This window comes from Actinoallomurus sp. NPDC052274 (assembly GCF_040679475.1).
Taxonomy (GTDB): Bacteria; Actinomycetota; Actinomycetes; order Streptosporangiales; family Streptosporangiaceae; genus Actinoallomurus; species Actinoallomurus liliacearum.
Genome location: NZ_JBFAUT010000057.1, coordinates 49,438 through 61,722 on the forward strand (window position 1 = coordinate 49,438; position 12,285 = coordinate 61,722).

Annotated in this window: 10 protein-coding genes; 5 read left to right on the forward strand and 5 right to left on the reverse strand. The window is 72.1% G+C overall.

The annotated features are described in order from the left end of the window. Positions 1-51 precede the first annotated feature (51 nt). From AB0K82_RS35235 to AB0K82_RS35245, 3 genes are all read left to right on the forward strand, one after another. On the forward strand, positions 52-933 hold the full coding sequence (locus AB0K82_RS35235; protein WP_364405378.1) for an SAM-dependent methyltransferase: 882 nt from the start codon (positions 52-54) through the stop codon (positions 931-933). Positions 934-1,098: 165 nt separating this feature from the next. Beyond that, a complete protein-coding gene (locus AB0K82_RS35240; RefSeq protein WP_364405380.1) occupies positions 1,099-2,115 on the forward strand; it encodes an ROK family protein in 1,017 nt (338 codons plus the stop codon). Between the two features lie 165 nt (positions 2,116-2,280). Then, entirely contained in the window at positions 2,281-2,490 is a 210-nt protein-coding gene (locus tag AB0K82_RS35245; protein ID WP_364405381.1) for a hypothetical protein, read from the forward strand. Between the two features lie 71 nt (positions 2,491-2,561). Here AB0K82_RS35245 and AB0K82_RS35250 read toward each other — a convergent pair whose 3' ends face one another. Continuing rightward, positions 2,562-2,996 (reverse strand): DoxX family protein, encoded by a 435-nt coding sequence (locus AB0K82_RS35250; RefSeq protein ID WP_364405383.1) that lies wholly within the window; start codon positions 2,994-2,996, stop codon positions 2,562-2,564. A gap of 92 nt (positions 2,997-3,088) precedes the next feature. Between AB0K82_RS35250 and AB0K82_RS35255 the strand changes: the two genes are divergently transcribed. Continuing rightward, entirely contained in the window at positions 3,089-3,574 is a 486-nt protein-coding gene (locus AB0K82_RS35255) for a MarR family transcriptional regulator (protein WP_364405385.1), read from the forward strand. On the opposite strand, the gene AB0K82_RS35260 is transcribed toward AB0K82_RS35255, so the two are convergent. The 4 genes from AB0K82_RS35260 to AB0K82_RS35275 all read right to left on the reverse strand — a co-directional run bounded on the left by AB0K82_RS35260 (position 3,575) and on the right by AB0K82_RS35275 (position 10,365). Beyond that, entirely contained in the window at positions 3,575-5,050 is a 1,476-nt protein-coding gene (locus tag AB0K82_RS35260; protein ID WP_364405387.1) for an NADH-ubiquinone oxidoreductase-F iron-sulfur binding region domain-containing protein, read from the reverse strand. It lies immediately after the preceding gene. Beyond that, complete coding sequence (locus tag AB0K82_RS35265) at positions 5,047-5,826, reverse strand: hypothetical protein (protein WP_364405388.1); 780 nt, start codon at positions 5,824-5,826, stop codon at positions 5,047-5,049. Before AB0K82_RS35265 ends, AB0K82_RS35260 begins: the two co-directional genes overlap by 4 nt. Before the next feature lie 109 nt (positions 5,827-5,935). Continuing rightward, a complete protein-coding gene (locus AB0K82_RS35270; protein WP_364405390.1) occupies positions 5,936-7,150 on the reverse strand; it encodes a M23 family metallopeptidase in 1,215 nt (404 codons plus the stop codon). A 341-nt stretch (positions 7,151-7,491) separates the two neighbouring features. Beyond that, positions 7,492-10,365 (reverse strand): sugar-binding domain-containing protein, encoded by a 2,874-nt coding sequence (locus AB0K82_RS35275; protein WP_364405392.1) that lies wholly within the window; start codon positions 10,363-10,365, stop codon positions 7,492-7,494. Positions 10,366-10,770: 405 nt separating this feature from the next. Here AB0K82_RS35275 and AB0K82_RS35280 point away from each other — a divergent pair, with 405 nt between their 5' ends. Then, positions 10,771-12,237, forward strand: coding sequence for a cellulose binding domain-containing protein (locus AB0K82_RS35280; RefSeq protein ID WP_364405394.1), 1,467 nt, complete (start codon positions 10,771-10,773; stop codon positions 12,235-12,237). Positions 12,238-12,285 lie beyond the last annotated feature (48 nt).

Below are 12,285 nucleotides of genomic sequence, written 5' to 3' on the forward strand. Positions count from 1 at the left end.
GTATCCTTGATCACCGCGCCGGATCCGTGGTGATGTGAAGCTGGAGGTGCCATGGCGTCCGACTCCGCGAGGCCCGGGGACTCGTCGCCCGCCGACGCCGACGCGCACGCCCGCCGGGGCCCCGGCCTCGACACCTCGGTGCCGCACACGGCTCGCATGTACGACTACCTGCTGGGCGGCAAGGACAACTTCGCGGTCGACCGGGCGGCCGTGAAGAAGGTGCTCGAGGCGATGCCGGACATGCCGCAGAGCATCCGGCTGAGCCGGCTGTTCCTGCGCCGCGCGGTCCGGTACGCCGTGCGCCGGGGCGTCACCCAGTTCCTCGACATCGGCACCGGGATCCCGACCGCCGGCAACGTGCACGAGGTCGCCCACGAACTGGCGCCCGACGCCCGCATCGCCTACGTCGACCATGACCCGATCGTGCTGACCCACGCCCGGGCCCTGCTGTCCGGCGAGCACCGGGACCGCGTCACCATCGTCCTGGCCGACCTGCGCGAGCCGGAGAAGATCCTCGCGACTCCCGAGATACGGGACGTCATCGACTTCGACCGGCCGGTCGCGCTGATGCTGGTGTCGGTGCTGCACTTCGTCCGCGACGACGAGGACCCGTACGGCCTGGTGAAGCGGCTCTGGGCCGGCCTCGCGCCCGGCAGCATGCTCATCCTGACGCACGCGTCACTGGACCCGGACCCGGAGACCGGCCTGGCCGCCTCCGCCGGCTGGGCCAACGCCTCGTCGACGATGAACATGCGGACCTACGACGAGATCCTGCGATTCTTCGACGGCCTGGACCTGGTCGAGCCCGGACTGGCCGCCACCTGGAACCCCGACGGGGAGCCCACGGAGATTCTGGAACGCGCCGTCCGGAACATCTGGGGATACGGCGGCGTCGCGGTCAAGCCGCCCGCTGGAGCGGTCCCCGAGCGCTGAACCGGGTGGGTCACCGCCGACGGACCGCGTGCGCGGGCCACCGCGGGGACGGGGACGCGACCGGCCGATCGGGGTGAGCGAGTCGGGACGACCGCGGCCGGATCAGGCCCCTCCCGTGCGTGTCGTCACGAGCCTTACCATCATGGGGCCGAAAGGGGATGTGGAATGCCGGAGACGTGGGTGGTCGTCGGGTTGGACAACGGCGGGACCAGCAACAACGCGACGGTGCTGGACGCCGAGGGGAACTTCCTCGTCGACCGTCTCGTGGAAGCCCCCAGCCGGGTGCTGGAAGGGCCCGAGGTGGCCGTGGAGGCCCTGGCCGCGTCCCTGGCGGGGGTCCTCGAGGTGACCGGTGTAGACCCGGCGCGGGTACGCGCCGTCGGCCTGGACACCCCGGGCCCGGCGAGCGCGACCGGCGTGATCTCGAGTAAGGGCGCCACCAACTTCCCCCAGCCCGAGTGGTGGGGCTTCGACATCCGCACCGCTCTCGAGGAGCGCCTGCGGCTGCCGGTCGTCTACAACAACGACGGGAACGCCGCGGCGCTGTACGCCCACCACGCCCACTTCGGGGCCGACGCGTTCCGGCACTCGTCGGTCTCCGCGATCGTCGGCACGGGCCTGGGCGGCGGCGTGGTCGAGGCCGGGAAGGTCGTCAAGGGCGCCGCCGGGATGGCCGGTGAGCTCGGGCACGTCCACATCCCGATGCACGGGCTGCTGGAGGACGCCCAGCCGATGCCCGCCTGCAACTGCGGCTTCTCCGCCGACGCCGAGAGCGTGGCCTCGCTCACCGGCATCGCCAACAACCTGCTGCCGTACTGGCTCACGCGGTTCGAGGGGCATCCGCTGGCGGACGAGACACCGGGCAAGGCGGCCAAGCTCGTACGGGGGTACGCCGAGAAGGAGGACCCGCTCGCCCTGAAGATCTTCGAGCAGCAGGCGATCGCGCTCGGCCGCCTCTTCACGATCGCCGCGAACTTCACCGACCCGAGCGCGTACTTCGTCGGCGGGGGCGTCGTCGAGACCGGCCCGAAGTTCCGCGAGTGGTTCCTGGACAAGGTCCGCGAGCACACGGTGCTCCGGGACGAGCAGGCCCGCGCCGCGCGATTCTCCCTGGTCCCCGACCTCGACATGGCCGGGGCCCGCGGCGCCGCGATCGCCGCGCGCGACGCCCTGCCGGCGTGACGCCGGCCACCGCGGGCGACGCTCCGCGGGCGTAACGCGGGCCACCGCGGGCGAAGCTCCACGGGCGCGGCGCGTCGGCCGCCCCGCGCGACGCCTGCTGGCGTGGAGGGCTGCCGCGCTCCTCGCGGTTCCGGCCATCGTCGCAGGTCACATAGCCTTTGCGGCGTGGTGGGACGCTGGAGCGCGGCAGGCGGCTGGGTCGTCGAGGCGATCGTCCTCGACGACCGTCCCTGCTATCGCGTCAGCCGGTGGGGCTACCTGGTCGGCGACGGCTACTGCTATCACCTGGTCGAGCTGGAACGGCTGCTGCGGCGGCACGGGATCGGCCTGCACGACCTGAGCGAGGACGGGCCGCCCGCCGCGCCCGGCCGGTAGGCGGCCCTGGCAGGCCGGGCGCGGTCGCTCAGGACGCGGTCGCAGGACGCGGTCGCTCAGGACGCGGTCGCTCAGGGCGCGGTCGTGGGCGTGCGTCGACCGAACAGGCCGTCGACGCTGAGGCGGCCTGCGCCCACCGCCGCGAAGGCCAGGGTGACGGCGGCGAGGGTGAGGACGAGCTCGTAGCCGCCCTTGTCCACGAACAGGCCCTTGTCGACGTGCACCGTCAGGAACGCGCCGACCATGTCGAGGAAGAGCAGCACGCCGGCGATGGGCGTCAGGAGCCCGAGGATCAGCAACAGCCCCGCGCCGAGCTCGACGAAGGTGGCGTAGTAGGCCGACAGCGTCGGCGCGGGGACGCCCATCATCTTGAACGCGTGCCCGGTCGCGGTCAGGCCGTTGGTGTGCAGCTTCTGCCAGCCGTGCGCGACGAAGACGACGCCGATCGCGACACGGGCGACGAGCAGGGCCACGTCGACCACGGGTGAGGGAATGCGACGGGACATGAGTCGGGACTCCTCCGGAAAGGCGATTACTTGAACGTTCAAGGAATCTAGCAGCTACTTGAAAGCTCAACAACAGGACTAGACTCGTCCGGATGAGCGAGACCCGATGGCTGAGCCCCGATGAGCAGCGCACCTGGCGTGCGTACCTGACGGCGCACCGCCTGCTGCTTGACGAGATCGACGCGCAGTTGCGCCGCGACTCGGGCATCCCACACGCCTACTACGAGATCCTGGTGCGCCTCTCGGAGACGCCCGGTCGTACGCTGCGGATGTCCGTGCTCGCCGAGGGCACCCGTGTCTCCGCGAGCCGGCTGTCCCACGCGATCACCCGGCTCGAGGAACGCGGCTGGGTGCGCCGGGAGGACTGCCCCACCGACCGGCGCGGTCAGCTCGCCGTCCTCACCGACGAGGGGTTCGCCGCACTGGCCGCCGCGGCACCGGGGCACGTCGAGGCCGTCCGCCGGGCGCTGTTCGACGCGCTCGACGCCGAACAGGTCCAGTCGCTCGGCGCGATCAGCCGGATCCTCGCGGACCACCTGGACGCGACCGGTGGGGAGACGGCGTCTCCAGAGGTGTGATCAGGGGTCTTTGAACCGCAGGGCGAGGGCGGGGCACATCTCGATCGCCTGATGGGCCTGACGGAGCAGTCGCCGCGGCACCGACGTGCTCTCGACGACCGGGAAGCCGTGTTCGTCGAGGCTCACGAGGCCGGGGACGAGGTGCCCGCACAGGCCGTGCCCGGCGCAGCGGGTCCAGTCCACGGTCAGCCGCAGTCCGGTGTCCTCGGACTTCTCCGCGGCCGCCTCCTCGCCGTCGATCGGCAGCAGCCCGCGTACCGGGCGGCCGCAGCCTCCGGCGGCCAGGTGGGCGGCGACGTCCTCCTCGAAGACCTCGAGCGCCGAGGCGATGAACCGGGACGTGCCGTCCGGATGGTGGCAGGCTCCGCGTCCCTTGACGACCTGCATGCCCTGCCGTACGGCCGCGAGGGCCTCGGAGCGCGAGTCGCCCTCCGCGAGCGCGCGGAGCGACCGGGCGAGGGCCGGCAGCCCCAGGCGGCAGGGACCGCACTGCCCGGCGGTCTCCATGCCCATGTAGACGGCGACCCGGGCGACCTCGCCCAGCGGGCAGACGTCCGCGGCGAGCGGCAGGATGATGCCGGCCCCGAGGGCGGCGCCCGCCCGGGCGATGTCCGCGCGGGAGACGCGGGCCCGGTTCGCGGCGGTGGGAGTGAGCCACGCGCCGTGGTAGCCGCCCATCAGGACGCCCTGGCCGACGTCCGCCCGGCCCAGGTCGAGCACCTGGAACAGCGGGGTGCCGGCCGGTGCCTCGACGACGACGGGCCGGCCGCTCGGCCCCCAGACGGTGAGGAGGACGGTGCCCGGTTCCTCGGGTGTTCCGATCGCCCGGTAGAGGTCCGCGCCGAGCTGGGACAACAGCGCCAGCTGGGCGAACGTCTCGGCGTTCGACAGCAGGGTGGGCAGCCCGTCCACGCCGCGTTCCGCGGCCCGCACCTTGCGGCCCGGAGGCAGGGCCGGGGCGCCGTTGACGCCGTTGACCAGCGCGCCGCCCTCCCCGGTGACGAACCGCTCCGGGAGGCGGACGACGCGGACGAACCCGCCGAGGTTGCTCTCCACGACCGCGCTGCGGATGGACCGGCCGGCCCGGCCGCCGTCGGTCACGCCGATGACCACCTCGCGGGCGCCGAGCGCGAGGGCGGCGAGCATCGCCCCGTCGAGGATGAGGTGCGGGGCGCGGGACATCAGCAGCTTGTCCTTGGCGCTGGCCGGCTCGCCCTCGGTGGCGTTGACCAGGACGACGGTCTGGGCGTCCTGACGGCGGGCCGCCGACACGACCGCCTTCAGCTTGCGGGCGAAGGGGAAGGCCGCGCCGCCGCGGCCGCGCAGGTCGACCTCTTCGGCCAGTGCCAGCAGTTCGCGCAGGCCGCGCCGCCGGAACTCCCCGTGCACCGCGCGGTGGGCCGTCTGGTCGATGCGCTGGTGCCGGTCCAGTCCGCGGCCGAGGCGTGGCGGCCCCACGTACCGGAAGTCCGTCATCTCCGGTCACCGAGCCATGGGGCGGTCTCGGCGCGCAGCGCCGCCCAGAACTGTTCGTCGGGCAGGTCGCCGGTCTCCGCGGCGGCCCGGGCCTCCGCGCTCACCCGGTCGCGGGGGTCGGCGGCGCCGTGACGCGTCCCGGTTCCCGTCACCCGGCCGTCGCCTCTGGCCTTGCGCGCGCGCAGCATGCGACGGTCACGGGCCAGGCGCGGGAGCCGGCTCGTCGCCGCGACCAGTACCAGGGCGGCGCAGACCAGGTAGCTCCAGGTGACCCAGGCCTTGGGAGCGCGGCCGGCCGTCAGGCCGTGGCCGATCGCCACGGCCCACATGACGTACGCGAGCGCGTGCACCGTGCGCCACAGCCATGGCCGGGAGCCGGTGACGAACCGGCCGCGCAGCACGCCGGTGGCGACGACGACGATCAGCAGGTCACCGGCGATGGTGCCCAGGCCGACCAGGACGGCGCGCCGCCCGTGGCCGGTGAAGGGCAGGAACGCGTCGAAGACGGTCGCGTGCGCCTCCATGACCTTCAAGGCGATGTGCGTGACCAGGAAGCCGACGGCCATGACCGCGGTCGCGCGGTGGGCGCCCTGGGCGAGGATGCGCAGTCCGATCGGCAGGGTCCGCTGCGCGGCGGCCACCCCGGCGACGACCGCCGCGGTCGCCGCCAGCAGGGTGAACACGCCGACGTAGAACTCCAGGAACCGCCGCAGCCGCTCGATCTCCACCGCTCCCCACGAGGTCCGGCCGACGACGAGGACGACCGCGAGGAGCACCAGCGTCAGGAAGGTCGCCCGGGTACGCCCGGGTCTTCGGGAGGGGCGGCGCCGCGCCCGCCTCCGTGCCCCGGGCTCCCTGGGAGCGTGACGCGGGGCGGTGGCCCGCTCAGACGACGGCACCGGGGCTCCCGCCGGGCAGGGGGACGTTGGGAACGCGCACGCTCGGCGGACCCGACTTGGGCGTACGGCCAGGGGAGGGGCTCCCGGACGGCGCGGGGGTGGGAGACGGGGGCGCGGCCCCGAAGTTCAGCAGCGGGTTGCCGGCGTCGACGCGGACGCCGGCGCGCTCGGCGAACGTCGCGGCCGCCGTCTCGCGCAGTGTCCAGCCGCCCAGCTGGAAGTGGTCGAGCCGCATCGTGCCGGTCGCGTCGGTGACCGCGAACCGCACCATCCGCTGCGGCGCCTCCCCGCCTCCGCACGGCTGTTCCGTACCGGTTCGGCCGAGGTAGTCGCCGCGCTTCACGAGGCCGCCGTCGCGGACCTTCGTCACGTCGGACATCTGGTAGTACTCGGTGGCCAGGCCGTTCGGGTGGATGAGGAGCACGAGCCCGTGACCGGCGGCGGAGGAGCAGAGCCGGTAGATCCGGCCGTCACCCGGGGCGAGGACCCGCCCGTCACCGCCGTCGAAGCCCGACACGCCGTCGTCCGTGGCCAGGAGGGTCCAGGACTGGCCGACTCCCCAGGGGAGCATCAGGCCGGTGTCCAGCGGCGGGTCGGCCGCGGCGCTGAACCTCTCGAGCACCGGTCGTTCGCCGGCCGGAACGACCGCGGCGGGCGCCTTGCGCAGGAGCGTGGTGAACTGCGGGGTGCCGGCCAGGGCCACCTGCCAGCCGGCGCGGGTGCGCTGCGCGACATAGAGCGAGGACTCCGGCATGACCGTCATCCCGCGCGGGGGCGGGATCGTCTCGGTGCCGAACGCCCAGGTGCGCGCGCGGTCCATCCTGGTCAGCCGCACGATGGGGGTCGGCAGCGCCCCGACTCCGTAGTCCCGCCGGGCCACGCGGCTGCGCTCGGCGAGGACGACCGTCTCGACCTTCCGGCTGAGCTGGACGGCCGGGCTCACCGGAGCCGGCGACGGCGAGGACCGGGACGGGGCCGGACGCGGCGTGCGCGAGTGCCTGACGCGCACGGGGCGGCGGTCGGCGACCGCGTGCCGGGCGACCGGCGGCATGACGGCCTGCTCGACGATGGCGGCCAGCGCGAGACCCACCGCGATGACGACCACTCCGCCCAGCGCGGAGATCCTGTCGCCCAGCGACGCCGTCAGCCTCCGGCGCCGCGGGGGGTCGAGCCGTCCTTGCCTGTGGTGCGTCCTCGGCATCGACCTGCCTCTCCAGAGGGCGATCGCATGGTGATCGAGACCGGATTGCGAGAGGAGTGTAGGGCGGTACGGACATTTAAAGTGCCGAAAAATGAAAAGTCGTCACGTGCACCGTAATGATGAGCGGAGCGGGACGAAACGGTTACGCGGTGCCGCCGATCGCGCGGATGGGCGGCCATCGGGCCATTTCCCGAAGGGGACGCGAAGGAGCGCCCGGGGCGCGATCCGGCCGGGCGGACGGCCTTCGAGGCCGCCTTTCCGTCGAACACGCGCCACCGGGCGGCGTCAATTGTCCGGATCCGGTCATGGTTCCGGACCTGTGAAAAAGGAGCGAAAGGGCGTCAGCCCCGTACGGGGACGGTGAGACCGGCGAGGTTCCAGCCGGTGATCCCGACGACCGGCGCCGCGCCCCGCAGGTCCGCGACGCGATAGTGCGCGGTCAGCGTCTGGCTCTGCCCCGGCCAGAGCGTGACGGCGTTGTCGCTCCACTCGATCGGCAGGACCTGGTCGTCGCCGCCCAGCGCGCGGCCGTCCGAGGTGCCCCGGCGGACGTCGGCACGGGTGAACACCGCGGGCACCGGCTTGGAACCCACGTTGCGGACGGTCACCGTGGTGGTCGCCTCTCCGCCGCTCCGGCGCGTCGACGCGGACACCTTGACGTTCGCGGCGGGCAGGCTCTGTAGACCCGTGAGATCGGCGTAACCGTCGGGCTTGAACACCGCGCCGCTGCCCTGGCCGAGCGACTTGGGCCAGTCGACCTCGTCCGTCTTCGTGGAGAGCCAGTAGACGTTACGGCTCACCGTGGCGCCCGGACGCGTCAGCGTCAGCTCCAGGAAGTACGTGCGGGAGATGCCCGCCGGCACCTTCGGCGTCAGCACGGTCCGTACGTCCTGGCTCGCCAGCGCGGGCACCGCCTGCCGGGCCGTCGCCCTGACCGTGCCGTTCAGGTCGATGAACCGCGCGGTGGCGGTCAGGCCGGACTGCCGGGCGTTCGTCAGGTTGGCGACCCTGATCGAGCCGTCGGCGTAGTCGTACATCACGTGGACGGGCTCGCCGGCCTTCTGCGCGCCGAAGTACACGCCGGGCTGGTCGAAATCGTCGTTGTAGAGGTTCCAGTGCAATGACGGCCAGGCCTTGTTCAGCATCCAGTAGATGACGCCGGTGCTGGGATTGGCCGGGTCCTTGGAATGGCCGAGGTACGCCTCGAACTGCGCCCGGGTGACCTCGTACCCGCCCATCTGCGCGATCCGCTGGTAGGACGCCATGTCGGACCAGTGGCCGTAGCGGTTCCACAGCGGGGTGTTGTACTGCCCCATCCGGGCGGTCTTCGTGTAGCTGTTGTACTTCGGGTACACGTGGAACAGGTCCGGTCCGGTCCCCGGCCCGTTCGTGGTGCTCAGGTCCCAGATCTTCTTCTGCTCCTCCGGTGTCAGGAACCGGTTGAGGGAGTCCTGGGTCGGCACCGTGTTGCCGGCGCTCGTCTCGGTGCCGTACGCCCAGGCGCTCCCCTGGTTGGTGAAGGTCGGGTCGCCGGGATCGACCGTCTCCGGCCCGTTCGCCCACCAGTAGCCCGGCGGGACGTAGTTGTACGGGCCCTCCTTGGAACCGGACGGCCCGAGCTGCGGCGACGACTTGTACTCCGCGGCGGCGACCTGCGGCGTCGGCCAGTCGGCCGCCGCGAACGCCTTCAGGTAGATGGCCTCCTTGACCGCGTCGGGCGCCTCGTCACTGCCCTGGAAGAAGGTGAAGACGCTCGGGTGGTCGCGCAGCCACTGCGCCACGTGCGTCGCCTGGACGCCGGCGTTCGCCTTCAGGGCGTCCGGCCACTTGGAGGACGGGTCCTCCCACCGGTCGCAGCACTGCCAGCCGGGCATGGCCAGGATCCCGGCGCGGTCCATCTCGGCGAACATGTCGTCGGGCGGCAGGTTCCCCTCGAACCGCAGGGTGTTCAGTCCCAGGTTCTTGACGTAGGCGAGCTGGTCGCGGATGTTCTGCGGCGAGTAGCGCATGAACATGTCCGGCGACCATCCGCCGCCGCGGATCACCAGCGGGACGCCGTTGATCACGAACTGCCGCCCACCGTGCGTGGTGTGGGTGCCCGGCTTGACCGGCGTCAGGTACGAGGTGACGGTACGGATGCCGAAGTCCTCGTCGGTGCGGTCGGAGACCCGGCCGCCGGCGTTCGCGCTCACGGTCAGGTGGTAGAGCGGCTGCGCGCCGAGCTGGTACGGCCACCAGACGGCCGGGTGCGCCAGGTGGAGCGCCCGGTGGTCCGCCGGCGTCAGCGTCACCGTCCGGGTCGACTTGGCGGGGACGTTCGCGTTCGCCGACACGGCGATCCGCGTCCCGGCCCGGGTGATCGTGGCGTCCAGCCGCGCCTTCTGCGCGGTGTCCGTGTCGTTGCGCAGGTCGGCCTTCACGGTGAGGTCCGAGCTGCCGAGGTTCGCGGCGTTGTGCTGGTCGACGTGCACGTTGCGCAACGCGACCGGGCCGGCCTGGGCGAGCTGGGGCGCGAAGCGCAGACCGGTGTTACGGTCCGGCGCCGGCGGGTTCCAGTCGAGCAGGCTGTCGGTCAGGTACGTCTTCGGGTCGTTCTTGGCGACGTCGAGCGCGATGGCGTTCTGGCCGTCCCGGACGTACGGCGTGATGTCGTACTCGAACCGGGAGTACGCGCCCTGGAGCTGTGACCGGTCGGCGACCTTGGTGCCGTTGACCCACAGGTCCGCGGTGCCGAGCACCCCGTTCATGATCAGGACGGTGCGGCCGTCACGTCGCGGGTGGACGGTGAGCTGCGTGCGGTACCACCAGTTCGCGTTGAACTGGTCGGTGGGGACCTTGGCCAGGTTGTCGGAGTAGAAGATGTTCGGGTAGCGCCCGTTCTCCAGCAGCCCCGCCATCAGCGTCTCCGGGCGGCTGATCGCCAGCCAGCCCGTGGTCGCGTAGTCGGGGCGGGAGATCGTCGCGCCCGACCCGCCCGCGACGGCCGAGGACTGGATCTTCCAGCCGGAGCTCAGGTCGGCGGCGGAGGAGGGGGTGGCCGAGGTCGTGACCGAGGCGGTGCCGGGCGGTGGTGTGGGCGTGACGGCGAGCACGCCGGCCCGGTCCGCCGCGCCGCCGGTGCGGGAGGAGGGGCGGGCGGCCGCCGACGCGGGCGCGGCCAGGGCGAGCACGGCGCATGCCGCCAGGATGATCGGATGTGACCTCAACCTGGTCACGGTGCCTCCTGAAGATCGTCGAATCGCATCCGGCAGGGATCTCCTGCGATGATCGTTAACCACATTAACATTATTTGTTAATCACATTAACGATGGCCGGAAGCGGCCAGCGCCCGGTCGTGCGGATCTCGGTCCGGGCGGTTTCGGCCGACGGGTGCGGCCCTGTCGCGGGGTCCGCGCCGTCGCGCTCCTCGAGTCGGGGCGACGGCGGGCCCGGGCCCGGAGCGTCGCCGCGTGTCCTGTCAGCGTACCCAGTGCGGTCCGGCCGGCCCGACGCCCGGTTCCGCGAGGTCTCCGGCGTGAACGGCGATGAAAGGGTCTTTCCCGGCTTCGGTCCCCGGGGTTACCTTCGGGCAGCTTGGGAGCGCTCCCACACTTCTCCCACAACCCGCCATGGAGCCGTCAATGCGACCTCGACGCGTGATCCCGTTTCTCGTGGCCTTCCTGCTCAGCGTCTGCGGGGTCGGCCTCGTCACCGGCACCGGCACCGCGCACGCCGCCGTTTCCTGCGACGTCGGCTACGCGAAGAACGACTGGGGGTCGGGCTTCAGCGCCACCATCACGCTGAAGAACCTCGGTGAGTCGCTGAACGGATGGACGCTGACCTACGCCTACACCGGCGACCAGAAGCTGACCCAGGGCTGGAGCGGCACGTGGTCCCAGAGCGGTAAGAACATCACCGTCACCAACGCGAGCTGGAACGGCACGCTGGCGAGCGGCGCCAGCGCCCAGATCGGCGCCAACTTCACCTACACCGGCGCGAACACCGACCCGGCGTCCTTCTCGATCAACGGCACCGTGTGCACCGGCTCGGGATCCGGCGGCGGTGGCGGGGGAGGCGGCGGTGGCGGGACGACCGGGCCCGCGCCCGCGCTGCACGTCTCGGGGAACAAACTCGTCACCGCGAGCGGCACGACCGTACGCCTTCGCGGGGCGAACCGCTCCGGCGGCGAGTTCATGTGCGTCCAGGGCCGGGGCATCTGGGACGGTCCGGTCGACGACGCGTCGATCAACGCCATGGCCGCGTGGAAGATCACGGCGGTCCGCGTCCCGCTGAACGAGGAGTGCTGGCTCGGCCTGAGCAACATCGACTCGCGGTACGGCGGCACGGCGTACCAGACCGAGGTCAAGTCCTTCGTGTCGCGGCTCGAGGCGCACGGCATGACCCCGATCCTCGAGATGCACTGGAACTACGGCACCTACACCGGTCCCTCGTCCGGCTGCTCGGACGTCCACGCCACCTGCCAGAAGCCGATGCCGGACGCCCAGTACGCGCCGTCGTTCTGGACGGGTGTCGCGGGCGCCTTCAAGGGTGACGACGCGGTGGTCTTCGACCTGTTCAACGAGCCGTACCCGGAGCGCGCGACCGGCAGTGAGACCTCCGGCTGGACCTGCTGGCGGGACGGCGGGACCTGCTCCGGCATCCCTTACCAGGTGGCCGGCTTCCAGAGCCTGGTGAACGCCGTACGGGCGACCGGCGCCGGCAACGTGATCCTCGTGGGCGGGCTGGCGTACTCCAACGACCTGACGCAGTGGCTGCAGTACCGGCCGACCGACCCGAAGAACAACCTCGCCGCGTTCGCGCACATCTACAACTTCAACACCTGCTCGAGCACGTCCTGCTACGACGGTCAGCTCGGGCCGGTCGCGGCGCAGGTGCCGCTGACGCTCAGCGAGATCGGTGAGAACGACTGCTCGCACGGCTTCATCGACACCCTGATGAACTGGGCCGACTCGCACTCCGTCGGCTACCTGGGGTGGACGTGGAACACCTGGGACTGCAGCAGCGGCCCGTCGCTGATCAGCTCGTACGACGGCACGCCCACGTCGTACGGCGTCGGCCTCCGGGACCACCTGGTGGCCACCAACTGAGGCAGGACGCGTCCGCGGACCCGCGCGGGCCGGCAGGCGGCCGGCCCG

Excerpts from the sequence above, each read along its gene's own strand:
- AB0K82_RS35240 (WP_364405380.1), top strand. The coding sequence starts at position 1,099 with ATGCCGGAGACGTGGGTGGTCGTCGGGTTGGACAACGGCGGGACCAGC.
- AB0K82_RS35235 (WP_364405378.1), top strand. The coding sequence starts at position 52 with ATGGCGTCCGACTCCGCGAGGCCCGGGGACTCGTCGCCCGCCGACGCC.
- AB0K82_RS35255 (WP_364405385.1), top strand. The coding sequence starts at position 3,089 with ATGAGCGAGACCCGATGGCTGAGCCCCGATGAGCAGCGCACCTGGCGT.
- AB0K82_RS35270 (WP_364405390.1), bottom strand. The coding sequence starts at position 7,150 with ATGCCGAGGACGCACCACAGGCAAGGACGGCTCGACCCCCCGCGGCGC.
- AB0K82_RS35280 (WP_364405394.1), top strand. The coding sequence starts at position 10,771 with ATGCGACCTCGACGCGTGATCCCGTTTCTCGTGGCCTTCCTGCTCAGC.
- AB0K82_RS35250 (WP_364405383.1), bottom strand. The coding sequence starts at position 2,996 with ATGTCCCGTCGCATTCCCTCACCCGTGGTCGACGTGGCCCTGCTCGTC.
- AB0K82_RS35260 (WP_364405387.1), bottom strand. The coding sequence starts at position 5,050 with ATGACGGACTTCCGGTACGTGGGGCCGCCACGCCTCGGCCGCGGACTG.